The following is a 24,679-nucleotide window of genomic DNA, read 5'->3' as shown; positions in this document are numbered from 1 at the left end:
CGAAATACTAGGTGAGATTCCGGATATATGAGGTTCCAGGGGAAGTGGCACCGGGCGGGAAGCAAGTACACGAAGCGCTGTACGGCCGCGTTCACACGGGGCGGGGTCGCACTCGTCCCCTGTTGCCCGCAGCCCGAAGAGGCTCGGGTTCTTCCGGAGTCCGAAGTCGGGCGCCCGAAGCGAACGTTGCGCCTCGGGCACCCGGCTGATGCGGCCGCTCCCCGTGGCCGCTCGGTTCCCGGCTGGACCGATGGTGTGACAAGGCGCGTCGTGCGCTGTGGACACCACGGCGGGGCCGGGCAGGGCTGCTAGCTTCGCGTATCTGGTACGAGGGCGATGCCGGGATCACCGGCGGGTGCGGAGGCGGCCGTGGCGAAGGCGAATGGATTTCCCGAGGGAGCGGCCGGTGTTCCTGTTCGGCGTCGCAGCCTCCTGGCATCGGCTGCCTTCGCGGCGGCCACGCCGGTCTCCGCTGCCGCCTGCGCCAGGAGTCCCCAAGGTTCGGCTCCCGGGCAGTACCCCCCACCGCGGCACGGGGCGGTGGCCCGTCTGGTCGCCGTCCCCGAGGGGAACCGCGGCGTCGACTGGCTCAGATCAGCCCTCCAGGTGGCCGTGGAGATCGAGTTCTCCACCATCCCGCCCTATCTCTGCGGCTGGTGGTCCGTCAGGAACCGCACGTGCGATGCCGCCCGGCTGATCCGGCGCATCATCTCCGACGAGATGTACCACTTCGGTATCGTCTGCAACCTGCTGGCGGGGTTGGGGGGCCGACCGCGGATCAGGGAGTCGGCACCCGTCTACCCGGGGCCGTTGCCCGGCGGCGTGCATCCGGGGCTCAACGTGTACCTGTCCGGCTTGACCAGGGAACTCCTGCGGGACGTGATGATGGCCATCGAGGCGCCTGCGGCGCCACTGACCGACGGCGCGCCTGAACCCCACAGCATCGGCCACTTCTACGACGAACTGCAGAAGGCGTTCCGAGTGGTGGCACCCGATCTCTCCGTCGACCGGCAGCTGCACGAACGCATCGGTGAGGACACGCTCAGTCCCATCAAGACGCTTGAGGACGTCGAGCGCTCGATCGAGATCATCAAGGATCAGGGGGAAGGCACCTCGGCCTCCCCGACCGACGGTCTCGACGACGGCCACATGGCGCACTACTACGCCTTCGCCGAGATCTATCACGGCCGGCAACTACGTGAGGCCGCCGGCACGTGGCAGTTCACCGGACCGTCGATCCCCTTCCCCGACACGCGGCCCATGTCCATGGTCCCGGCGGGCGGATGGGACCGACCGCCCGCCGCGGCCCAGCGGCTCCTGGAGGACTTCGACAGCACGTACACCACGGTTCTGGAAGCGCTCGACACGGCGTGGGAGGAAGGCGACCCCGACAGTCTGATGACCGCGGTGCGTCGCATGCGCAGGCTGGAGGCTCCCGCCGTGGACCTGATGGAGATGCCCATCGCCGGTACCGAGGAGACCTACGGCCCTCAGTTCCGCCCCCGGTGACGACTCACCGCCGGCCGGCCCCCGGGAACCCGACCGCGTGACGACGGCGAGACGGAACGGCCCCGAGAAGCCGTAGGGCAGGCGCACGCAGGGTGCCCGCCCGCCGGATGTCCGTCAGGACGGGGAGTCGCCGCTGACGTAGAAGTCGATGGCGGCGTCTGGGTCGGAGACGAGCAGCTCGGCGACGGCGCACTCCGGCACACTCGCGCCCTGGGACGTGGTCGACCGCATCGCGCCTCCCGCACGGGTGGGGGTCTCCTGGCTTCTGCCGGGCCATTCGGTTCCCGCACGCGGCGTTTCGGCCGAAGGGGGACAGACCCCGGAGAGATCCGCGCCGGGCCGCTCGGTGTGCGCGGGCCGTCTCCCGCACGGGCTAGGCTGGCCCGGTCCTCAGCCGCGTCCGACCAGACCACCGGAGCCGCGAGATGCACATCCGCCGTGTCGTCCCCAACATCCCGTCGCGGTCGTTCGGCAAGAGCTCGGAATTCTACGGCGTCCTGGGCTTCGAGGAGGTCATGGACCACGGCTGGATCATGACCCTCGCGTCCCCCGGGAACCCCTCCGTCCAGGTCAGTGTGATGACCGAGGACCAGACGGCGCCGGTCATCCCGGACATGAGCATCGAGGTCGAGGACGTGGACGCCGCGTACGCGGCCATGAGGGAACGCGGCGCGGAGATCGTCCACCCGCTGAGCGACGAGGAGTGGGGCGTGCGCCGCTTCTTCGTCCGCGACCCCAACGGCCGTGTGGTCAACGTCCTCAGCCACCTCTGAGACACCTCCGGCCGCCGCTGGGGCACTGCCCGCGCGGTGCGCGGCCGGCCGGCGGCCGACGCCGGCCTCGCGCGGGCGTGGGCGGTGCGGGGTCACCGCCGGCTGCCGGGCCCTTCGTCCCGCTCGCACCCGGTGTGCAGCGCACCTGAGGGCGACCGGTCCTGGACGGCGTGCCCGGCTTGACGCACCTGCCCGTCAGGGGCGGCCGGCGGTTGCGGGCTCTGCCAGCTGATTCCGCCACGGCGGGTTGGGACCGGTGACGGAACAGGTCAGAGCCGAGACCTGAGCGCCGAACCGGCATGCCTCCGCGACGTCGGCGAGATCGAGACGGGCCAGTCGGCCACCGAGGTGTCCGCGGGCGTCGAGGTGGTGCAGCAGGCCGGCGGTGAAGGAGTCGCCCGCGGCGACCGTGTCGGCGACCTGCGTGGGCACTGCGGGTATCCGCAGCCGTTCGCCGTCGAGTGAGGCCAGGGCTCCCTCGGCGCCGAGCGTGATCACCACGAGCCGTACCCCCGCGGCGTGCCAGGTGTCGCAGGCCCGGTCGAGCGGGGTGCCCGGCAGGAGCAGTTCCAGGTCGTCCCCGCTCAGGCGCAGGATGTCGGCGAGACCGCACCAGTGCGTCAGCCGGCCGCGGTAGACATCCGGGTGCACCAGCAGCGGCCTCACGTTGGGATCGATGCTGATGGTGGCCTGCGGTGCCGCTGCCGCCAGGAACCCCTCCACCACCGTCCCTCCGGGCTCTCGGACCAGCGCCAGCGAGCCGGTGTGCAGACAGGCCGTTTCGGACAGATCCACTCGGGCCAGTTCCTCGGGAGTCCACTGCCAGTCGGCCGTGTCCTGGGAGTGGAACGAGAAGGTGGCCTGCCCGTCGGCGTCGAGGTCCGCCACGGCCAGTGTGCTGGGCTCGTCGGCGGTGACGGCGTACGACAGGTCGACGCCGGATGCCTCCAGGTGGGACCGGAACAAGCGGCCGAAGACGTCCCCGGACAGACGTGCGAGGAAGCGGGCCGGCGTGCCGAGCCTGGCCAGTGCCACCGCCGTGTTCGCTGGTCCACCGCCGGGCAGCACCCGCAGGGCGAGTTCGTTCGCGGCGCTCGCCGGTTCGGCGAAGGCGTCCGCGACGCACTCTCCCAGGACCGTGATCTGATGTGGGCTCAAGGACTGCTCTCCCTCGGAAAGACTCGCAGAGATCGGCACGGAGGGACCCCGTGGCTGACGGGCTGCGCGGGCCACGTCGGCTGCGGAACGCCACCGGCGTGTGATGGGGTCCGGACCCGGGCTCCGCTCGGGTCCGGACCCCGCCCCGGCGGATGCGACCGGGACGTGACCGCCGGGACGTGACGAGGGTTCCGGCCGGGACGGGGTCAGGGCAGGACGACGATCTTGCGTCCCTGGCCGGCGGCGAACCGGTCCAGTGCCTGCGGGTACTCCGACAGCGGCATCCGGTGGCTGATGAAGACCTGCGGATCGAGCACCCCGGTGGCGAAGAGTTCCGCCGCCCGTTCGTAGCTGTGCAGCACCGCCATGGAGCCGGTGATGGTGATCTCCTGGTTGTAGATGCGGTACGGAGAGATGGTGGCCGTCGTCGCGTAGTCGGAGACGCCGAACTGCAGGAACGTCCCGGCTTTGGCGACTCGTTCCAGGCCGTCCTGGATGGCGGCGGCGTTGCCGGTCGCGTCGACCACCACGTCCCAACCCGCCGGTCGCCCCAGCACGTCAGCGGACAGGGCCGTTTGCGAGCAGCCCAGCTTCTCGGCCGTCGCGAGTCGCTCCGGGTTGACGTCGACGACGTCGACCGAGGAGGCGCCGGTGCGTTTGGCCAGCTCCAGCATCATCAGGCCCATCGTCCCGCTGCCGTAGATCAGCACGTGGGAGCCGATCCTGCTGTTGAGCACGTCGTAGCCGCGCACGGCGCAGGACAGCGGCTCGATCAGGGCCGCGTCCTGGACGTCGACGTGGTCCGGCAGCCGCACGCAGTTGGCGACGGGCGCCACGGCGTACTCGGCGGCACCACCGGCCCGGGTCACGCCGATCGCCTGCCACCGGTCGCAGAGGTTGTTGCGTCCCACGCGGCAGTAGCGGCACTCGTTGCAGTACAGCGAGGGGTCGACGGCGACCCGGTCACCGATCTCCAGTTCGGTGACGTCGCTGCCGAGGCCCACCACCTGCCCGGCGAACTCATGGCCCGGTACGACCGGCAGCGTCGGGGCGAACTCGCCCTGGAGGATGTGCAGATCGGTCCCGCACAGTCCGCAGGCCGCCACCTCGACCACGACCTCGCGCGGCCCGGGTGTGGGGTCGGGCACCGTGGTGACGGTGACCTTGCCGGGGGCTTCGATGACAGCGGCTTTCACTTGACTGCTCCTAGGGACAGGCCGCGGACCAGTTTGTCCTGGGCTGCGAAACCGGCGATGAGGACCGGCAGGGAGACCAACGTGGCGGCGGCGCAGAGCCGGGCGAGGAAGAGACCCTCGCTGGTGATGAACCCGACCAGGAAGACCGGTGCCGTCGACGCCTTGGTCGCGGTGAGGTTGACCGCGAACATGAACTCGTTCCAGCTGAAGATGAAGCAGATCAGCGAGGTGGCGGCCAGTCCCGGCATGGCGACCGGTGCGACGATCCGCCACAGCACGGTGGGCAGGCCGGCGCCGTCGACCTCGGCGGCCTCCAGGATCTCCTTGGGGACCTCGGCGAGGAACGAGCGCATCATCCACACCGCGATCGGGAGGTTCATGGCGGTGTAGAGGATGCTCAGCGTCCACACGTTGTCCAGCATCCCGGCGTCCTTGACGATCAGATACACCGGGAGCAGGGCCGCGATGGCCGGGAGGAACTTGGTGGACAGGAAGAAGAACATCACGTCGGTCCACTTCTCGACCGGCTTGATGGACAGCGCGTAGGCCGTCGGCACCGCCAAGGCGAGTACCAGCAGCGTCGAGCTGACGCTCGCCATGGCCGAGTTGAGGAGGAAGGGAGTGATGTCCCGGCTGAACAGCAGCTTGTACTGGTCGAAGGTGAGGGGAGCGAACGGGGTCGGCGGGTTGGTCGCCGCGTCCGCCTCCCGGTGGAAGGACGTCAGCACCATCCACGCCACGGGCGCGAAGAACGCCAGCGTGGCGAGCCAGGCGACGAAGGTCCACGCGGGTGACAACCGGGGCGTACCGCGCTGGTCGTCGCGTCGGCGGACGAGCTTCCTGAGCTTCGCGCCCGGCGCGGTGACGGCTGCTCGGGTCATCGGGACACCTCCTCGCGGAACAGCGAGGCGATGGTGCGCAGCGCGAAGGTCGCGATCACGATCGAGCCGAGCACGACGACCACCCCGGCGGCCGCGGCCTCGCCGTACTCGTACTTGCGGAACATGGTCAGGTAGATCTCGTAGGGCAGGTTGGTCGTCCGGGAGCCCGGTCCGCCCTGGGTGATGGTGTACACCGCGTCGAAGGTCTGGACGACGTAGATCGTGCCGAGCAGGCAGCCCAGCTCGATGTACTGGCGCAGGTGCGGCAACGTGATGTGGCGGAAGGTCGCCATGGCCGAGGCTCCGTCGACGCGGGCCGCCTCCAGGACGTCGCCGGGCTGCGCCTGCAGACCGGCGAGCAGGATCAGCATCATGAACGGTGTCCACTGCCAGACCAGGGACACCACGACCGCCGGCATGGGGTAGGAGGACACCCAGTCGATCGTGGGTCCGTTGTCCGCGCCGAAGAGCCGGTAGACGGCGTTGAGGGTGCCGTTGAGCAGTCCGTAGTCGGGGTTGTAGATGGCGTGCTTCCACAGCAGCGCCGCCGCGACCGGCATGACCAGGAACGGTGCGATGAGCATCGTCCGGGCGAGACCGCGGCCGACGAAGCGGCGATCGAGCAGCATCGCCAGGCCGAGGCCGAGGACCACGCTGACGAGCACCACCGAAGAAGTGAGCACGATGGTGTTGAGCACCGCTGTGCGCAGTCGCTCGTCGGTGAAGACGAACGCGAAGTTGGACAGGCCGACGAAGTGCCTCTCGCCCGGCTTGAGGATGTTCCACTGGAAGGTGGAGATGACGAGCGTGGCCACGAAGGGCAGTTGTGTGACGGCGATGGTGAAGACCAGCGCCGGCAGCAGTGGGAAGCGGCGCTTCCACTTGCGGGCTCCCGTGGAGGTGTGACGGAAGCCGGGCGGTGGGGCTGTCTTGGGTGGAGCGCTGAGCGCGGTCATGATGGTTCCTCTGCCGATGACGGCCGGGGTGGGGGAAGCGGCACCCGGCCGGGGGCGGGCCGGCCGGGCGGTCCGGGCGGGTCACTGATAGTTCTTGGCGACGTCCTCGGCGAGCTTCTGGCCGTCGTTCAGCGCCTTGTCCACGCTGGTCTTGCCGGCGATGGCGGCGGAGATCTCCTGGGTGACCTTGGTCCCCAGGTCCTGGAACTCGGGGACGGCCACGTACTGGATGCCCACGGTCGGCCGGGGCTGGACGCCCGGGTTGGCCGGGTCGGCCTGCTCGATGGACTTCAGGGTGATGTCACCGAACGACGCGGCGGCCTTCCGGTACTGCGGGATCTCGTAGGTGCTGGCCCGCTTGCCGGCCGGCACACGTGACCATCCGAGCTTCTCGCCGACGAGGTTCTCGTACTTCTTGCTGGAGGCCCACAGCATGAACTTCGAGGCGGCGTCGGCGTTCTTCGTGGTCTTGGGCATCGCCCACGCCCAGGACCACAGCCAGCCGCTGCTCCTGGTCTCGACGGTCGGCGCGTAGGCGTAGCCGACATGCCCGGCGATCTTGCTGGAGGCCGGGTCCTCCAGCGAACCCGCCGCACTGGTCGCGTCGTACCACATCGCGACCTTCTTCTGGCTCATCGCGTTCAGGCACTCGGTGAAGCCGGCCTGTGCCGCGCCCGCCTCGCCGTGCTTCCTGACCAGGTCGACGTAGAAGTCCGTCGCCTTCTTGAACCCGGGGCCGTCGACCTGGGCCTTCCAGTCCTCGGTGAACCAGGTGCCGCCGAAGGTGTTGACCACGGTCGTCAGCGATGCCCCGAGTTCGCCCCAGCCGGCCAGACCGCGCAGGCAGATGCCCCGCATCCCCGGCTCGGCGCCGTCGACCTTGGCCGCGATGTCCGCGATCTGCTGCCAGGTGGGACGTTCGGGCACCGTGATGCCCTTCGCCTTCATGACGTCCTTGTTGTACATGAGCATCGAGGACTCGCCGTAGAACGGCAGGGCGTACAGCTTGCCGTCGGAACCGGACAGGGATATGACCATGGGCTTGAGCAGGTCGGCCTTGTCGAAGCCCGCGTCCTTGTCGGCGTAGGAGCTGAGCTCGTGCAGCCAGCCGTTCTTCTCCCAGATGGGTACCTCGTAGGCACCGATGGTGGCGACGTCGTACTGGCCGGCCTGAGTGGCGATGTCCTGGGTGACCTTGTCGCGCAGCTCGTTCTCCGGGAGGATCGTGAAGTTGACCTTGATCCCCGTGTCCTTCGTGAACGTGCTCTCGGTCAGCTTCGCGATGTCCTCCATCTGCGGGTTGCCGACCATCAGCACATTGATGCTCTTGCCCCCGCCACTGCCGTCCGAGGAGCCGCCCGCCCCGCTGCAGGCGACCAGCAGCGAGCCGGCGGCTGTGGCCGTGATGAGGACGTGGGTGATTCTTCGTGCGCGCATGACGGACTCCAGAAGGTGTTCTCGAGGGCATGGGGAACCAGGGCCCCGGACTGTCGGGGGTGGGACATGGGGAGTGAAGTGCGGCTCAGACCCGGATGACCTCCGGGCCCAGCAGTGAGTAGCGATGCGCTTCGGAGGCGGCGAGCCCGGTGTCGGTGACGATGGCCTCGAACTCCGTGACGTCTGCGAAGCGGCAGAAGCTCGCGGCACCGAACTTCGTGTGCACCCCGGAGAAGACCCGGCGGCGGGAACTCCTGATGACCTGGGCCTTCACCTCGCTGACCGCGGGGTCGGGGGTCGTGAGTCCGTACTCGCGGGAGATGCCGTTCGCGCCGACGTACGCCAGGTCGATGACGAGGCCGGAGAGCATGCGGGTGGCCCAGTGGTCGACCGTCGCCAGGGTCCCACCACGTACCCGGCCACCGAGCAGCAGCACGGTGATGCTCTCGACGGAAGCCAGGTCACCCGCGGCAGCCAGCGAGGAGGTGACCACCGTCAGCGGCCGGTCGCGGGGCAGGGCGGCGGCGATGAGCTGTGGGGTGTAGCCCTCGTCGACGAACACGGTCTCGGCGTCCCCGAGCAGTTCGGCCGCGGCGGCCGCGATACGGGACTTCTCGGGGACGTGCATGGTGGTACGGAAGGCGAGCGTGGTCTCGAAGCCCGCGCTCTCCACGGGGTGGGCGCCGCCATGGGTACGCCGGACCAGCCCGTGTTCCTCCAGCACCTTCAGATCGCGCCGCACGGTTTCCTTGGAGACCCCGAGGTCGGCGGCAAGCTTGCCGACGTCCACGGATCCGGCACGACGTGCCGTTTCCAGGATTCCGCGTCTTCGTTCCTCGGCGACCACGGTGACACCTCCGTTTCACGGCTCTGCGGTCGAGCCCGCGCCAGTGGTTTCCGCATCCGTGCCCGTTCGGGCTCCGGTGGCAAATTTCTACAACCCGTATGCCCCTATGACCAGGTTCGTCGCAAGGCGGTCCATGACCGAATCTGCCCGTTTCCCGGAGTGCGGATCCCGTGGGTCGTGTGGTGGAGGGCCATCCGGCACGGGAGCCGCTGCCCGTTTGCCGCATCACAGTGCCCGTTTGCTGCCCGCTTCCGAAGGGATCCGGACAGGCTCGGCCGAAGCTTCGCTGCCCGGGCTGCGATGGGCTCGCCTGTCCGGTTCCCGGGACGGGCTGGGGTGAGGGGGCCGCGCCGGTCGGGTGTTTCCCACGCGTCGACGAGCCCCGTTGCACCGGACAGGATCCTCCTGCACGCAAGTGATGCCGTCACTGCTCGTTCCACCTGTTCGGTCACGCCTGGGGCCGACTCGCCGATCCCTGTCCCGTCCGCCGCCGGCGCATCCTCCTGCACACGCGCGGAACCGGGGTCGAGGGTGCTTCACGGCGGGATCGGGAACCGCCGCGCACTCCACATGACTCCTCGGCGGGAACGGGGCGAGCCGCCTGCGGTCCCGACGCATACCCCTGAAGGCTGTCGACGGATCCCTCGGGTGAAGGCTGTCGACGGGTCCCTCGGGATCTCTTCCACGTGGAGGCGGAGGCTTTCCGCGGGACGCATGGCCGCCCTGATAGGGGCACCCGAAGAAAGTCACAAGACGAGAACACCGCCCCTATTGTTCGATGGCATCCGCGAGCAGGCAGCAAAGCACCTGGACCGACGAGGAATAGCTTCCGGGTCCACCTCCTGGCGTATCGCCGGACCCGTGGAGCGGCCCTGTCGGAAATCCGGGAAATTAATTCACCGACGCCGTCCCGCGCATTTCCCGTGAAAATGATGACCCGGTGGGCAGGCCCGACGGGAAACGGCCGCGGAAAAACGAGAGCGCACACGGTCCCACCTGGCCGCGGCCCCTGGGTGCGACGTCACCGGAAGGTCATTAGCATGATGTCATGGCGGACTTGGAGAGCGAGCTGGCACGGTACACGCGGCAACTCACCGACAGGCGCCTCACCGAGGAGGACCTCCACACACTCAAGCGCAGTGTCATCGACTCCTACGCGGGAATCTGCGCCTCGATGGCCGACCGGAAACTTCTGGACGAATTTCGTCGCGTGGCCATGGGACCGGGCGCCGGGTCGGGCAGCGCCGTGTGGGGCGTCGGACGGGAGTCGGACATCGCGGACGCGGTCTTCCTCAACACCATCCTGGCGCGCCGCAGCGATCTGCTGAACACGTACATCTCACCGAACGGAATGGGCGGTATCCACCCTTCCGACAATGTGGCACTCGCCTTGGTCCTGGCCGACTGGCTGAAATGGAACGGTCATCAGTTTCTGAAGTCGGTGCGTCTCCTCTTCTACCTGTCGGCGGTGTTCGCCGACCACTACGACCCCGAGGAAAGCGGATTCGACCACGATGCCGCCGCCGTTTTCTGGACCGCGCTCGCCGTCGGACAGGCGCTCGGGCTCTCCGAGACCCGGCTGGTCGAAGCCCAGCGAATAGCCGGCGGCTTCGGATTCACGAGCAACCAGGCCGCGGTCGGGGAAGTGACCGACTGGAAGCACTGCACCTACGCCTCCTGCGCGGCACGGGGCCTGGCGGCCGCCCGACTGGCACGGGCCGGATTCACGGGAGCACAACGCGTCTACCAGGGGGAGTACGGCGCCGACCGATTCTTCAGACACCGTGAGATGTCACTCGGCAGCGAACCCGATCTCACCCGGATCATCTTCAAGAGGTGGCCGGCGCTCTTCTACTGTCAGACCCCGATCGACGTCGCTCTGGACTTGTCCCCCGGGATCGACGGGGCCGAGGACATCCGTGCGGTGACGGTGGAGACCTACGGCCGGGCGATACGGAACGGCGTCACCGCTTCGGCCTCCCATCCGAGCAGCCGTGCGGGCCGTACCCATTCGCTCCCCTACTGCGTGGCCACGGCGCTCCTCAAGCCCGTCGAATACAGCGACTTCGACGCCGGGCGTGCACGCGATCCGCAGCTTCGGCAGCTGGTGGAGAGGATCGACGTGACGGAGGACTCAGCGATGACCCAGCGGTTCCCCCCGGCAACGCCGTGCCGGATCTCCGTGACGCTGAGCGACGGGGACGTCGTGCGCCGGGAGCGCGACTTCTCACGAGGCGATCCGCGTGATCCGCTGTCGGACGACGACGTCTCAGCGAAACTCCTCGGGAACCTCGGCCAGGTGGCGTCGACGACGGACCGCGGCGCGATCCTCACCGACCTGTGGAACCTGGAGAGGCTGGAAGACCTGTCGTCCCTGTCGGTGCCGTTGAAGCAGGACCTGACAAGGGGGGCAGAAGGATCCGTCCCGTAGACGGTCCACGGCGCCGCCGCCGCTGTCCCGCCGACGAGGGTCCGGTGGGCCCGGCGTCCCACGGCACGGCCTGCGGCACCTGTCCGTCCCCGGTCGGCGTGCACCACCCGCACGGGTCCGGCACAGCCTCCGCGGCACCGAAGCGGAACGCGAACACGAAGGCCCCTCGGTGTCCCGGTGCCGGGGTGCGGAATGCGATCCTGGAAGAGTGCAGAGGTACTGATCATGGGCTCAGGGACGGGTACCGGCGGTAGCGCCCGCGCACCTTCGCGCGGTCTCTCGCACCTGCGCCGGCTCGTCACCGAAGTGCGGTACGGGACATCCACCTCGGCGTACACGGGCCGACGGGCCATTCGCGTGACGCTTGCAGCCGTCACCGTCTTCTACGTCGCCCTCTACGGCCTGCACCAACCCGTCACCGCCACCTACGGCCTGTTCGGGGCGGTGGCGATGGCCGGGCTCTCCCGCATTCCCGGCACCGGGCGGCAGCGCGCCGCCGTCATCGCACGGCTCCTTCCGGTCGGGTGGCTCCTCGTCACCGCCGGGACACTGCTCGCCGTGCGCACCTGGACCGCGACGGCGGGGATCCTGGTGATCGGCTTCCTGATCGCCTACTCGGCGGTGACGGGCCCACGGCTGGCCGGGGCGGCTCCGGGCCTGCAGTTGCTGTACATCCTGCCGTGCTTCCCCCCGTACGCGCCGCAGACGCTGGACGAACGACTGGGCGGGATGACATCCGGCGTCCTGCTGCTCGTGCTCGCCGAGCGTCTGCTGCTGCCCGACCCGCCCTACACCTCCTATCAGGACCTGTCGGCGGACGCGGCCACGACCGCGGCGCGCTGCGCGACCGAACTGGCGCGGCCTCCGTGGACGCTGTCACCCGGGGCGGACGCGGCGGCGAGGGCCGCCGGTGAGGCGCTGCGGCCCTCCAACGTGCCGGAGTCGGAGCGGCCCGCCGGACCGGGACCGCGGGAGCGGGCGCTCGCTCATACCGGCATGGCCGCCCGTGTCCTGCTGGCCCGCCTGCTGGAGGTGCCGGGACCGGGTCCGCGGGGCCCCCACCCGCAGACCCTCGCACTTCTGCACGAGGTGGTGGCGTCGGCCCGGAGGACGACCGCCGCGTTGCGTAGCGGCCGCCCGGCCGGGCCGGGACGGCTGGAGGAGGCCCTGGCGGTCTACCGACGGCAGCGCACGGTGGCGATGGACGGGGAGACGCCGGACATCGTCGACAGCGTCATGAACCGTCAGGCGATGCTCATCGAAACGGCCCACGCCGGCGTGACGCTCGCCGCCGCGGCGGACCTCGTGCTGGGACGGCGCCCGGGGCCCGCCCAGCTGCGGGACGGCAGCTTCTGGTACGCGGGGCGGGGCGCGGCACGTCTGTGGGGGCATCGGCTCCGGGCGCACCTGAGCCCTCACTCGGTGTACTTCCAGAACGCCGTACGGATCAGTCTGGCGCTGGCAGCCGCTCGCACCGTGGCCGGAGTCGGCTCTCTCCCCCACGGCTTCTGGGCCATGCTGGCCGTCCTCACCCTGACCCGCACCACGGCGGCGCAGACCGGTTCGATCGTGGCCCGGGCTCTCGTCGGGACTCTGCTGGGCGCCCTCACGGCCGCCGTGATGCTGGTGCTCGTCAGCGGGGACACCGCGGCCTATGCCGTGACGCTGCCGGTGATCATGCTGGCCGCCTTCTGGGTCGGGCCGACCCACGGCGTGGGATGGGCGCAGGGCCTGTTCACCCTGGTCGTATCCCTCGTCTTCGCCCAGCTCGCGCCCTCCACATGGCGACTGGCGGAGGTCCGTTTCCTCGACGTTCTCGTCGGCAGTTCGATCGGTCTGGTCTTCGGGATGCTCGCCTGGCCCCGTGGAGCCCAGAAGGAACTCAGGCGTGACGTCGCGGCCCTTCTCCGCGCCATCGGCTCGACCATCACCTCGACCACGTCGGTCCTCACGCAGGGTGCGACGGGGAGACAGAGCGGCCTGCCGTCGCTGACGCGCGCTCTGACACTTGCGGAGTCCTCCTTCGCTCAGTACGAGGCCGAGCCGCGACAACCCGGCACCACGGCCGTGGACTGGCACGCGGCACTGATGGCCGGACACCACGCCCTGCACGGGGCCCGGCGCCTGCTGGCAGAAGGGCCCCCGGCCGGGATCCGGGCGCCCGCGCCCGCATGGCAGAGCAGGCTCGACACGGACGGTGAGATATTGGCCAAACGCTACGAACTGGTCGGCGGTCTCCTCGACAGCGCACGCCCGCCACCGACCCGGCCCTCCTCCCCGGTGCCCGGCGAGGCCGCGCACGGCCGGCCGCCGGACCGGCCGGCATCGCCGCTCTACTACGACGCCGAGGCATGGCTGACATCGCTCGCGGTCGATCTCGACCACGTCGCCGCGACCACCGCCGCGGCCGCGCCCTCCGCAGAGCAACGGCGGTGACCATCCCGGTGCCCCTCAGCGGACGGAGCGCCGGACCAGGACCCCCGCGCCACGGGCATGATCCCGCTGGTCACTGCCGGGGGCGCCATGGCGCGGCCGGAGCGCGAAACCGTACCGGGGCAGATGCCGGCTCGTGCCCCCCTCCGTGCCCGACCCGGCCCGTGGAGGGAACAGGCCCCCCGCGACGAACCCGGTTCGGCCGCACGACCCGCCCGGAGTCCGGTCCCACCCATGCGGCGAGCCGCCTCACGGTCACCGACCCGGTGACGGCCGCACCGACCGGCTGGACTGCGGGGGACGCCACGACCAGGATCGGTGCCATGACCGATGCGAAGGACGAACGCCGGGCGGCAGGGAAACCGGAGGCTGCCACCGCATGAGCCGCCGCACCGCCGCCCGGCCGCCCGGGCTGACCGGCCTCGGCGCATGGATCCTGTTCGGCGCCCTGACCGCGCTGGTCCTCGCCCGCGGGGGCACGCCGCTCGGGCCGGACGACCGCCTGCTGTCCTGGTCGGTCGGGCATCGTCCGCCCCCGGCACAGTTCCTGGCCCGCGGGGTGACGTTCACGGGGACCGGCGCCGTCCCCTACCTGCTGGCCGCGACGGCCGGGCTCGTCGCCTCAGGCCCGGGGCGGCACCGGCTGCGCGCCGTCGCCCTGTGCGTCGCCTGCCTGGCCGCGGGGCAGGCCCTGCGGTACGGCCTGATGGAACTCGTCCAGCGGGCCCGCCCGCCGCGGGCGGACTGGGCCACTCACGCCACCGGCTTCGCCTACCCCTCGGGCCACACCACCACGTCCGCCGTGACCGCCGGACTGCTGATCGCCGCGCTCACCCTGCGGGCCCCGCGCGGAGCCACGCCCCTGAGGATCGCCGTCGCCTGCTGGGGCGTGTCCGTCGGGCTCACCCGCGTCTACCTGGGCGTGCACTGGTCCACCGATGTCGTCGGCGGCTGGCTGTTCGCCACCGGCTGGCTCGGGGGGTGCCTGTGGGCGGCGGCCCGGTGGCTGCCCGAATCGTTCACGACGGACACGCCCCGGACCCCCGCCGCCCAGCGGGCGGAGGACCGTGCGCCCGATGATCCCGGACGCTGAGGGCTGCCCGGCGGCGGGCCCGCCTCGCAGTCGCGACGTAGTACCGGGGTACCACCGACGCGGCCCGCTTCCACCCCCGGTACCACCGGATCGGGGCGGTTCCGGGCCTAGCGTGGCGGGAGCGACGACGGAGGCGACCGAAGCCGACCCCGAGAGAAGGAGCGCCCATGATCGAAGCACGGCAGCTGACCAAGCGGTACGGGGAGAAGACGGCCGTGGACGGCCTGGACTTCACCGTGAAGCCCGGCACCGTCACGGGCTTCCTCGGCCCCAACGGGGCGGGAAAGTCCACGACGATGCGCATGGTGGTCGGGCTGGACGCCCCGACGAGCGGCTCCGTCACCGTCAACGGCCACCGCTACGCCCACCACCGGGCACCGCTCCAGGAGGTCGGCGCCCTCCTGGAGGCCAGGTCCGTCCACCCGGGACGCTCGGCCCACCAGCACCTCAGGGCGCTGGCGCTGACCCACGGCATCCCGCGCCGCCGCGTCGACGAGGTGGTCGAACTGGCCGGGCTGGGCGCCGTGGCCGGGAAGCGGGCAGGCTCCTTCTCGCTCGGCATGGGCCAGCGACTCGGCATCGCCGCGGCGCTCCTGGGCGACCCGCAGACGGTGATGCTCGACGAGCCCGTCAACGGGCTGGACCCCGAAGGCGTCCTCTGGATCCGCAACCTGCTGACGTCGCTCGCCGAGGAGGGACGCACGGTGTTCGTGTCGTCGCACCTGATGAGCGAGGTGGCGCTGGTGGCCGACCACCTGATCGTCGTCGGGCGTGGCCGGCTGCTGGCCGACACGACCGTGCGGGACCTGGTCCGCGAGGCGGGCGGCGACACCGTACACGTGGCCACGCAGGATCCGGCGCGGCTCCGGGATGTCCTGGCGGGGCCGGGCGTCGACGTCACCGGGCGGATCGGTTCCGAGGAACTGCAGGTGAGCGGGCTGACCGCGCGCGAGATCGGTCTGAAGGCCGCCGAGCACGGGATCGCGCTGTTCGAGCTGAGTACACGTCAGGCGTCGCTGGAGGAGGCGTTCATGGACCTGACCCGGGATGCCGTGGAGTACCACGGCTCCACCAGTGGCACCGGGGCCGCGACGCCCGCGGGGAGGCCCGCATGAACACCCTCGCCGCCCCCGCCGAATCACCTTCCACCGCTCCCGCCCGCCCCGTCCACCGGGTGACCGGACCGCGCGTGCTGGCCTCGGAGTGGGCCAAGCTCTGGTCGCTGCGCTCGACCTGGATCACCCTGGGTCTGGGCCTGCTGTTCCTGATCGCGTTCGGGCTGATCGCCGCGAGCCGGTACCGGTCCGAGCTCGGCTCCGGCCACATGCACCCGGACTTCGCACGTTCGACCGCCGTGAGCCTGTCCCTCTTCGGCACGAACTTCGCCCAGCTCGCCCTCGGTGTCCTCGGCGTGCTGGTCACGGCGGGCGAGTACTCCACGGGCCTGATCCGCTCGACCCTGGCGGCGGTGCCACGCCGGCTTCCGGTTCTGTGGGCCAAGGCCTCGGTGTTCGGGCTGGTCGCGCTGGCCGTAGCAACCGCCGGCGTGTTCGTCGCCTTCCTGTTCGGCAGCCGCATCGTCTCCGGCACGCCCGCGGCCATGGGGTTCTCCGACACGGGTGTCGTGCGCAGCCTGCTGGGCGCCGGTCTCTACCTCGGCCTCGTCGCCGTGATCGGAACCGCTCTGGGCGCACTGCTGCGGTCGGTGGCCGGCGGCATCTCCGTCCTCGTCGCCACCCTCATGCTCGTCCCCGGGCTGGTCTCCCTGCTCCCCGGCTCCTGGCAGGACGACATCAGCCCCTACCTGCCGAGCAACGCCGGCGAGTCGATGTTCGCCCTCACCCACGATGCCGCCGGCCTGTCCCCCGGGACCGGTCTGCTCGTCCTTCTGGGCTGGACCGCGCTGGCTCTGGCCGCGGCCGCCCACCGGCTGCTGCGCAGCGACGTCTGACCCTGGAGGATGTGCGGGTGAACACCGTGCCCCTGGCGGACTCCGAGAGCACCGCGCCCGCCGACGACCTCGGTGGCATGGGACCGCTGGTCGCCCGGATCTCCCGGGCCGGCCGGCGGCTGCGGCAGGCTGACCGGGCCCGTCCGTGGGTGCTGGACACCACGGTGGTGGCGCTGGTCTTCCTGACGTTCTGCCTGCCGGACCTGCTGCACTCGGCCGGCGTCGACGGCGACGGGCCTCACCGCTTCCGGCTGGTGTTCTTGCGGCTGCCGGTCGCGGGGACGGTCGCGCTGCAGGCCGGCCTCGTCCTCCCCCTGCTGTGGCGCCGCAGGCGACCGGATGTCGCCTTCGGCGCCGTCACGGCCGTCTTCGTCCTCCAGTGGTCGCTGGGAGCCGCGCTGCGCGCGGACATCGCCCTGTTCATCGCCCTGTACAGTCTCGCCCTGCACGGACGGATGAGGCAGCTGCCCTGGGCCTGCGGGGCCGTGGCGGGCGCGCTGGTGCTGGTCGCGGTGCGCGCCTCGGCGGCGGTGTCCTTCTGGGACGCGCTGTTCTTCCTGCTGAGCACGGCGACCGCGGCACTCGCACTCGGCCTCGTGGTGCGCATCCGGCGAGCCCAGCTCGCGGGGCTGCGTGACCGGGCGGCCCGGCTGGAGATAGAACGCGACCAGCGCAGCAGACTCGCCGTCGCGTCCGAACGCGCGCGGGTGGCTCGCGAGATGCACGACATCGTCGGCCACAACCTGTCCGTCATCATCACCCTCGCCGACGCCGGCGCCTACGCAGGCGCCGTCGCCCCGGAGCGGGGCACCGAAGCCCTGCACCTCATCGGGGACACCGGCCGCCGGGCTCTCGGGGAGCTCAGGCGCGTACTCGGTGTGCTGCGGGAAGCATCCGACGACCCGTGGACCGGCCCGGAGCTCAACCCGCAGCCCTGCCTCGCGGACATCGACGCGTTGTGCCGGAACATGCGTGCCGCCGGCCTGGAGGTCCACTACCGGACCACCGGTGACGTCGACGCCCTCGACAGCGGGGTCCAGCTCGCGGTCTACCGCATCGTTCAGGAAGCTCTGACGAACACCCTCAAACACGCAGGAGCCGGCAGCCGGGTGAACCTGGCGATCGCTGTACGGGACAACGGGCTGACCATCAGGGTCCAGGACACCGGCCCCGCCGTCGTCACGTCCGCCCGCCCCGGCCCGGCCGAGGAGGAAGGACACGGTCTGGTGGGTATGCGAGAACGGACGGCGCTCTACGGAGGAAGCCTCAGCGCCGGCCCCACCGGCGGTGGGTGGACGGTGGAGGCCGTCCTCGACCCCGTCTCCCCGGACGGTGCCCCGTGACCACCGTACTCGTCGTGGACGACCAGCCGCTGCAGCGCTACGGCTTCCGCATGCTCCTCGGCTCCGTCCCCGGGACGGAGGTAGTCGGCGAGGCCGCCCACGGTGCGGAAGCGGTCCGCAAGGCGGCCGAACTCCGCCCCGACGTCGTACTCATGGACGTCCGCATGCCCGGCATGGACGGCATCGAGGCCACCCGCCTCATCACCGCCACCGGCGACCGCTCCCGCGTCCTGGTGCTGACCACGTTCGACCTCGACGAATACGCCCACGCGGCCCTGCGCGCCGGGGCCAGCGGCTTCCTCCTCAAGGACGCCCGCCCCGAGGAACTCCTCGCGGGCATCCGCGCCGTCGCGAGCGGCGACGCCGTCATCGCCCCCGCGCTCACCCGCCGCCTCCTGCACGAGTTCGCCCATCTGGTGCCCCGGCCGGGCGGCCCCGCCGAGGACCCGAGGCTGAAGTCCCTCACCGACCGGGAACGCGAGATCCTCGTCGCCATCGGCAAGGGGTGGAACAACGGCGAGATCGCCGCCCACTTCGTGTTGTCCGAGTCCACGGTGAAGACCCACGTCGGCCGGGTCCTCGCCAAGATCGGCGCCCGCGACCGGGTCCGGGCCGTGATCTTCGCCTACGACCACGGTCTGGCCCACCCCCACACCGAGTAGCCCGGGCGGTCCTGCCCCGACCGCCGCGTCGGCGGACGGTGCGGGGCCGTCCCCCTGGTGGGCGCCCCGTTCACCCTGGTCCTCGGGACCGGGCGCAACGTCACCGGCGCCTCGCAGCACGTCAGGGCGAGCCCGGGGCGGGACCGGGTGCGTCCGCCGAACCCGGCCTGCCGGGGCGACACGGTCTCCTCGCGGTCGGACGTGCCGTCCGTACGCCCCCCGTGATCAGGTCAACGGGTGGTCAGGAGGCCGTCCACCAGGGCTCTGAGACCGTCCAGATAGGTGTCCTCGGCGGTCAGCGGCGCCCAGCGGTCCGCGACCTGTGCCAAGCGGGGCAGCTCGCCCGGGTCGAGAGCGGCGAAGACGCGCTCCCGGTAGGTGGGGCGGGCCTCGTCCGTTCGCCGCCGGGCCGCCGTCGTCCGGACCACCATCTCTCCGGCCGTGTAGTACCAGATCGCGCGGTACCCGTGCACGGCTTTCTCGGGGGTCAGTCCGCATGCGACCAGGCCGTCGACGATCTGCTCGACGAACCACAGGGCGGACGTGGACATCAGGTCGTCGGCGGTCAGCACCTCCACGATCCAGGGGCAGGCGACGAGCGCGTCGTGGATCGCCGCGGCGGCGGCGACGACCCGCTCGCGCGGGTGGGCCGGCAGGTCGGGGCGGTGCAGGGTCCGCGCCGCGTAGTCGTCCAGGAGCAGGACGAGCAGTTCTTCCTTGTTGCGGACGTGGTGGTACAGGGCCATCGGCGTGCTGCCGATCTCGGTGGCCAGCCGCCGCATGGTCAGACGGTCCACACCATCCGCGTCCACGATCCGGCGGGCCGTCGCGACGACCTCCTCGCGGGAGATGCGGGGAGGCCGGCCCCGGGGTTTGCGCGGTGCGGACGAGTGCGGCATGCCCTCATCATTCCCCAGGTGTCGACAGCGATGATCCCCTGGGCTATTTTCCTTACATGTATAAAAACTCGGAGGGGCGGCCTGGAGTGGTCCTGGCGGCGGTCGCCGTCGCCCAGTTCGCCGTCGCCCTGGACCTGTCGGTGGTCAACGTCGCACTGCCCGCCATGCGCACCGCGTTGGGCTTCGCACCGCTCGACCTGTCGTGGGTCGTGCACGTGTACGCGCTCACGCTCGGCGGATTCCTGCTGCTGGGGGGCCGCGCGTGCGACCTGTACGGCCGGCGGCGGCTGTTCGTGCTGGGCCTGGCCGTGTTCGGGCTGTCCTCTCTGGCGGGCGGACTGGCCCAGGCGCCCTGGCAGCTGATCGCCGCCCGCGCCGGTCAGGGCGTGGGAGCCGCCGCGGCCGCCCCGGCCACGCTGGCGATGCTCACCACCACCTTCGCCGAGGGCCCGCAGCGCGTGCGCGCGCTCGGAGTGTGGAGCGGGGTGAACGCCGCAGGCGGTGCGCTGGGCGTACTGGCGGGTGGGCTGCTCACCCAGTACGCGGGGTGGCGCTGGGTGATGCTGATCAACCTGCCCGTCGTCGCGCTGGCTCTCGCGCTGACACTCGCGGGCGTGCCCGCCGACACGCGCCCCGCCCGGCACGAGAGGCTGGACGTGCTCGGCGCCGCCCTGGCAACCGGTGGAGTCGGGCTGCTCGTGCTCGGTGTCGTCCGCACCGACGCCCACGGGTGGGGTTCACCGGCCACCTGGGCGACGCTCGTCGCCTCGGCCGCACTCCTGACCGCCTTCGTCCTTGCCGAATCCAGGGCTCCCGCCCCGCTGTTGCGCCTCGGCCTGCTGCGCAGCCGCTGGGTCGCCGGTGCCAGCGCGCTGGTCTTCTTCTCCACGGCCGGGCAGTTCGCGGCGTTCTACTTCGCGTCCCTGTACCTGCAGCAGGTTCTGGGCATGAGCCCCGCAGCGACCGGCGCCGCGTTCCTGCCCTTCTCCGCGAGCCTGGTCGCAGGCAGCCTCCTGGCTACCCGCGTCACCGCGGCACGCACCCCCCGTACGTCCCTGGTACCCGGCGCCCTGCTGGCCTCCGCGGGCCTGACCTGGTTCGCCTTCATCAGTCCTCACGGCGGCTTCCTCACCGACGTGCTCGGCCCCTGCATCGTCACCGGCACCGGCGTCGGACTGGTCATGGCCCCGGTCGCCGCCGCCGCGACCACCGGCATCGCCCCCCATGAGGCCGGCATGGCCTCCGGCCTCATGAACAGCTCCCGCCAACTCGGCGGTTGTCTGGGCCTGGCCGCCCTGGCCACCGTCGCCGCCCACCGCACGGGTACGGCCACCACCCCCTCCGCACTCAACGAGGGCTACGCCCTGGGGCTGGCCATCGCCGCCGCCCTCTTCGTACTCGCGGCAGCCGTCGCGATCGGCGTGCTGCCCCGCCGCCGTGCCGAGACACCCGGCCCGCAGCCCGCCGCCCCGGCAGAACACCGACTGGAAGGAACACCGTCATGACCCCGTCCCCTCTCTCGTCCGTCGACCTGTTCGCCTCTGCCCTGCACATCCACCCCGGAGGTGACGTCCGGGCCGGCGAACGGCGGATGACGAGCAGCGACTCCGGCGCCTGGCAGATCGCCACGTTCCACGTGGAGACCGACGCCGACGTTCACGCCGACCACTGGGAGATGCACCCGCGGGCCGAGGAGGCGGTGTGCTGCCTGACCGGCGGCGTCCGCCTGTACTTCCGTCCCGTCGCGCCCGGCAGCGCCGAGGACATGGTGCGGTTGCGGGCAGGAAGCGCCGTGATCGTCCCCCGCGGCCGCTGGCACCGCCTGGAACTGGACGCCCCCAGCGACCTGATGTCGATCACCCTTCGCCACGGCACCCGCCTCGAGAAGCGCACCGGCACTCGCTGACGGCGGACGGCATCGGTCCGGACGAGCAGCCCCGAGGAACCGCGCCCGGCACATGGGCCCCCGCCCGGGACGGACTCCCCCGGCCGGGTCACGGGGAGCGTGGGCGGGCTACGCGGCGGACGGTGGCGCCGGTTCGGTGGATTCGCCGGGTGGGTGCGGTCCCGGTGAGTCCCACCGGTTCCCACCTCGCGCCGGGGGTGAAGGGGCCCTGCGGAGTGGGGTCTTGGTGCCGGGACGGGCCGCCTCCCCGGCACCGGCGCGTCAGGCCTCGTCACGCAGCCGCGCCGCCAACGAGCGCAGTTCCTCGGCCTCCTCGGTGCGGCCCAGGGCGGTCAGGCGGGAGACCGCGCTGTCGAGGCGGGTGAGGGCGGGTGCCGGGCGTTCCAGGTAGATGCCCTCCACCGCTCCCGCGAGGCGCACGCACTCGGCCCATTCGCCGGCGCGGTCCCCGTCGTCCGGTCCCGGCTCGCCGAGCAGGGTGAGCGCCTTCTCCAAGGCGGCCAGCGCGTCTTCGTACTCGCCTGCGTAGGCGTTGACCCGCCCGTGTTCGTAGGCCAGAGCCGTGTCCAGGGAGCGGCCGTGGACCTCGTGCCCGGCGGCGCGGGCCTGCTCGGCGACCCGGCCGGCGTCGGCCAGGTAGGCGCGGGCGCCGTCCAGGCCGTCGGGGCCTTGCTGCTGGGCCTGGAGGCGGGCGAGTTCGCGCAGGCAGTTGCTGAGCTGCTCGTGGCGCGGGGCCCGGGCGTGGGCGTCGAGCGCCTGGTCCGCGGCCTCGCGGGCCGGGCCGAACTCGCCGGACTCGCCCAGGAGTACGGCCGTCTCCGCTGCGATCAGTGCGTGGCTCCCCGGGTCGTCGTCCCAGCCTGCCGACTCGGCGGCGAGCGCGACGAACTCCGCCGTGGCGGCCCGGAGGTCGTCCCCCGCGTGCAGCGCGCGGGCGCGGGTCAGGCGCAGCTGGGCGACGAGCCGGTCGTCCAGTTCTCCGGCGGGGACGTCCGGCTCCGACAGCAGGGAGTCGAGCAGAGCGATGCAGTCCTCGAACCGGCCCAGGTCGAGGGTGAGCTGGGCGGCGTTGCCGTACGTGCAGTACGCGTCCGTCCGACTGCCGCCGCGAAGGTCCAGCTCCGCGGAGCGCGTCAGGTGCCGCAGTGCTTCCTCCGGGCGGCCCAGGTGCATGCAGGCATTGGCCAGATCGCCGTGGAGGCGGGCGGTGTCCATCGTGTCGGCCGGCCAGTCGGCAGCCAGTCGCACGGCCTCGGTCAGGTCGGCGTGGGCGGCCTGCGCGTCCCTGAGTCCGAGGTGGAGCCGGCCGCGCAGTCCGAGCGTGCGGGGCAGGTGCCAGGCGGGCCCGTGCGCCTTCAGCCGGTCGAGGAGGGAGTCGGTCTCGGCGACCGCCGCGGGCAGGTCACCGGAGACGGCGTAGGTGCTGGCCCGCAGCAGCAGGGCTCCGGCGATCCCGCCCAGGAGGTCGTGCCGGGTGGCGAACGTGTGGAGCAGGTCGATCTCGGCGAGGACCGGCGCGACGTGCTCCTCGCTCCGCGAGGCCTGCAGGCGCAGGGCGAGCGCGGTCGCGCGCAGCCGCAGCAGGCGGGCCTCCTGGAACGGGGCGAGGCCGGGCGTCTCCTCGTGCAGGCGGACCGTGGCGGCGTGGGCGGCGGTCAGCGCGGAGGCCTGCGCCTCGGTTCCGTCGGCGCCCCGGACGGGGATCTCGGCGGCGGCGAGCAGGGCGCAGGCGCGGGCCAGCGCCGCGTGGCCGGGCAGTCCGGCGTCGTCGTACAGGGCTGCGGCCTCCTCGTGGAGGGCCGCGGCGTCGGCGAACCGGTCCTTCCCACCCGCCCGGTTCGCCTCGTCGGCCAGCAGGTCGGCGCGCAGCTGGGCCGGCGGGCCCACGGCCGGATCCTCGGGGTGGGTGCGGTCGCCGGCGGCGGTGAGCGTGCGCAGCCGGTCCCAGCAGGCCTGGGCGTCCGGGTGCCCCTGCTCGTCCAGCGTCCGTGCCCGGAGGACGAGTTGGGGCAGTGAGCCGGGCAGGCCGGCGGCCATGCGGGCGGCGGGCGCGGCCACCGGTGCCGCCGGGGCCGCGTCGTCGAGGCTTCGGGTGCGCAGGGTCAGTTCCAGTGCGTCCAGGAGCGGGGCACGGTTCAGGCGGGCGTTGCGGCGGTCGGTGTGGGCCGTCGTTCCGTTGCGGGCGTCGAAGCGGGCGGCGAGGTCGGCGGCCCGGCCCCGGACCTCGGCACGCAGGCCGGCCACCGTCCAGGTGCGGCCCGCGTACCCGGCGGCGGGCAGTTCGCCGTGGCCGAGCTGGTCGACGCGCTGGAGGAGGACCTCCACCCCGGTGAGGAAGCCGTACAGGTCCAGCGGCGAGTCGACGTCGTCGAACAGGTTCCGGTTCTCGGCGAGCAGTTCCATGCCGCGTCCCTCGTTTCCGGTGAGCGCGCAGAACTCCAGGTGCCGGCCGACCTCCTGGGCCTTCGACGGGTTGCGGCGGCAGGCCCGGTAGCCCGCGAGGTGCAGTGCGCGGGCCCGGTCGGTGCGGCCGGTGCGCAGCAGCGGCAGCAGCGCGTGCGAGACGGATCGGGCCGGCTCCTCCTGGCAGGATGCCGTCCCGGCCAGGACGGGCTCCCAGGTGCGCAACGCCCGCTCGTCGTCGCCCGCCGCGAGGTGGTGGAGGGCACGCTCGCAGATCTCGCAGGCCTCGCAATCGCTGAGCCGGGTGCGGGTGCGGCCCGCCCACAGCTCGTAGGCGACGGTGGTGTCCTCGCCGATGTGGGCGGCCAGCCGGTAGGCCTGTCCGTAGTAGGGCTGGAGGCCCAGGCCTGCCTTCTCGTACCGGTCGCGCATCTCCGTCAGCCACTGGCGCAGGGTGGCCAGCGGTATCTCGGGCAGGGCGCACAGGGCGTTGGCCACCCACTTGAACCGCCAGAACAGCAGGTGGCGCAGGCGCTCGTCGAAGGCGTCGGGCTGCTCGTCGAAGAGGGTCAGCAGGCGGGCGAAGACGACGGGCGACTTCCGGGGTTCGGCGCCGTAGGTGTAGGCCTCCTGGAGTGCGAGGAGCGCATGGATGAGGGGCACGGGCTCCGCGAACTGCTCCGCGGAGTCGACGAGTTCCTCGGCGGTCGCGGTGCGGGCGCGGCCGTAGGGGCGCTGGTCGTTCTCCTGGAGCGCCCGGTGCAGCTCGTCGGTGGTCCGGGGTGCGGGGGCGGTCGGCAT

General features: G+C 71.7%; 19 protein-coding genes. 11 read left to right on the top strand and 8 right to left on the bottom strand.

From position 1 onward, the window contains the following. Window positions 1–540 precede the first annotated feature (540 nt). On the top strand, window positions 541–1,509 hold the full coding sequence (locus I3F54_RS22435) for a ferritin-like protein (RefSeq protein ID WP_240120643.1): 969 nt from the start codon (window positions 541–543) through the stop codon (window positions 1,507–1,509). Window positions 1,510–1,934: 425 nt separating this feature from the next. Beyond that, window positions 1,935–2,282: a VOC family protein gene (locus tag I3F54_RS22430; RefSeq protein ID WP_240120642.1), complete on the top strand. Its 348-nt coding sequence runs from the start codon at window positions 1,935–1,937 to the stop codon at window positions 2,280–2,282. A gap of 195 nt (window positions 2,283–2,477) precedes the next feature. Here the strand turns inward: I3F54_RS22430 and I3F54_RS22425 are convergent, their stop codons facing one another. The 6 genes from I3F54_RS22425 to I3F54_RS22400 all read right to left on the bottom strand — a co-directional run bounded on the left by I3F54_RS22425 (window position 2,478) and on the right by I3F54_RS22400 (window position 8,757). Then, complete coding sequence (locus tag I3F54_RS22425; RefSeq protein ID WP_240120641.1) at window positions 2,478–3,440, bottom strand: carbohydrate kinase; 963 nt, start codon at window positions 3,438–3,440, stop codon at window positions 2,478–2,480. Between the two features lie 206 nt (window positions 3,441–3,646). Then, window positions 3,647–4,636: a zinc-dependent alcohol dehydrogenase family protein gene (locus I3F54_RS22420; RefSeq protein ID WP_240120640.1), complete on the bottom strand. Its 990-nt coding sequence runs from the start codon at window positions 4,634–4,636 to the stop codon at window positions 3,647–3,649. After that, window positions 4,633–5,517, bottom strand: a complete 885-nt coding sequence (locus tag I3F54_RS22415; protein WP_240120639.1) for a carbohydrate ABC transporter permease — start codon at window positions 5,515–5,517, stop codon at window positions 4,633–4,635. Before I3F54_RS22415 ends, I3F54_RS22420 begins: the two co-directional genes overlap by 4 nt. Further along, a complete protein-coding gene (locus tag I3F54_RS22410) occupies window positions 5,514–6,473 on the bottom strand; it encodes a carbohydrate ABC transporter permease (protein ID WP_240120638.1) in 960 nt (319 codons plus the stop codon). Before I3F54_RS22410 ends, I3F54_RS22415 begins: the two co-directional genes overlap by 4 nt. A gap of 81 nt (window positions 6,474–6,554) precedes the next feature. Continuing rightward, a complete protein-coding gene (locus I3F54_RS22405) occupies window positions 6,555–7,910 on the bottom strand; it encodes a sugar ABC transporter substrate-binding protein (protein ID WP_240120637.1) in 1,356 nt (451 codons plus the stop codon). An 85-nt stretch (window positions 7,911–7,995) separates the two neighbouring features. After that, window positions 7,996–8,757, bottom strand: coding sequence for a DeoR/GlpR family DNA-binding transcription regulator (locus I3F54_RS22400; RefSeq protein ID WP_240120636.1), 762 nt, complete (start codon window positions 8,755–8,757; stop codon window positions 7,996–7,998). Between the two features lie 1,048 nt (window positions 8,758–9,805). Here I3F54_RS22400 and I3F54_RS22395 point away from each other — a divergent pair. The 7 genes from I3F54_RS22395 (at window position 9,806) to I3F54_RS22365 (ending at window position 18,670) form a co-directional block, all read left to right on the top strand. After that, on the top strand, window positions 9,806–11,188 hold the full coding sequence (locus I3F54_RS22395; RefSeq protein ID WP_240120635.1) for an MmgE/PrpD family protein: 1,383 nt from the start codon (window positions 9,806–9,808) through the stop codon (window positions 11,186–11,188). 357 nt (window positions 11,189–11,545) lie between these two features. Next, window positions 11,546–13,624, top strand: coding sequence for an FUSC family protein (locus I3F54_RS22390; RefSeq protein ID WP_240120634.1), 2,079 nt, complete (start codon window positions 11,546–11,548; stop codon window positions 13,622–13,624). Window positions 13,625–14,000: 376 nt separating this feature from the next. Further along, window positions 14,001–14,714 carry a phosphatase PAP2 family protein gene (locus tag I3F54_RS22385; protein ID WP_240120633.1) on the top strand — a complete coding sequence of 238 codons (714 nt, stop codon included), beginning with the start codon at window positions 14,001–14,003 and terminating at the stop codon, window positions 14,712–14,714. A gap of 167 nt (window positions 14,715–14,881) precedes the next feature. Then, on the top strand, window positions 14,882–15,829 hold the full coding sequence (locus tag I3F54_RS22380) for an ATP-binding cassette domain-containing protein (RefSeq protein WP_240120632.1): 948 nt from the start codon (window positions 14,882–14,884) through the stop codon (window positions 15,827–15,829). Further along, on the top strand, window positions 15,826–16,665 hold the full coding sequence (locus tag I3F54_RS22375) for an ABC transporter permease (protein ID WP_240120631.1): 840 nt from the start codon (window positions 15,826–15,828) through the stop codon (window positions 16,663–16,665). Before I3F54_RS22380 ends, I3F54_RS22375 begins: the two co-directional genes overlap by 4 nt. 77 nt (window positions 16,666–16,742) lie before the next feature. Further along, entirely contained in the window at window positions 16,743–18,008 is a 1,266-nt protein-coding gene (locus I3F54_RS22370) for a sensor histidine kinase (protein WP_240120664.1), read from the top strand. Continuing rightward, complete coding sequence (locus tag I3F54_RS22365) at window positions 18,005–18,670, top strand: response regulator transcription factor (protein ID WP_240120630.1); 666 nt, start codon at window positions 18,005–18,007, stop codon at window positions 18,668–18,670. Before I3F54_RS22370 ends, I3F54_RS22365 begins: the two co-directional genes overlap by 4 nt. Window positions 18,671–18,900: 230 nt before the next feature. On the opposite strand, the gene I3F54_RS22360 is transcribed toward I3F54_RS22365, so the two are convergent. Continuing rightward, window positions 18,901–19,569 (bottom strand): TetR/AcrR family transcriptional regulator, encoded by a 669-nt coding sequence (locus I3F54_RS22360; protein WP_240120629.1) that lies wholly within the window; start codon window positions 19,567–19,569, stop codon window positions 18,901–18,903. Window positions 19,570–19,625: 56 nt separating this feature from the next. Here I3F54_RS22360 and I3F54_RS22355 point away from each other — a divergent pair, with 56 nt between their 5' ends. Together I3F54_RS22355 and I3F54_RS22350 are read left to right on the top strand one after the other, a co-directional pair. After that, window positions 19,626–21,074: an MFS transporter gene (locus I3F54_RS22355; protein ID WP_240120628.1), complete on the top strand. Its 1,449-nt coding sequence runs from the start codon at window positions 19,626–19,628 to the stop codon at window positions 21,072–21,074. Next, a complete protein-coding gene (locus I3F54_RS22350) occupies window positions 21,071–21,475 on the top strand; it encodes a cupin domain-containing protein (RefSeq protein ID WP_240120627.1) in 405 nt (134 codons plus the stop codon). The genes I3F54_RS22355 and I3F54_RS22350 overlap by 4 nt, the downstream gene beginning before the upstream one ends. A gap of 261 nt (window positions 21,476–21,736) precedes the next feature. On the opposite strand, the gene I3F54_RS22345 is transcribed toward I3F54_RS22350, so the two are convergent. Continuing rightward, entirely contained in the window at window positions 21,737–24,679 is a 2,943-nt protein-coding gene (locus tag I3F54_RS22345; RefSeq protein WP_240120626.1) for a hypothetical protein, read from the bottom strand.

The sequence above is a fragment of the Streptomyces sp. MUM 2J genome, from assembly GCF_022414535.1.
GTDB lineage: Bacteria > Actinomycetota > Actinomycetes > Streptomycetales > Streptomycetaceae > Streptomyces.
Note: the sequence above shows the minus strand (reverse complement) of the source record. Positions and strands in the feature narration are given on the sequence as shown.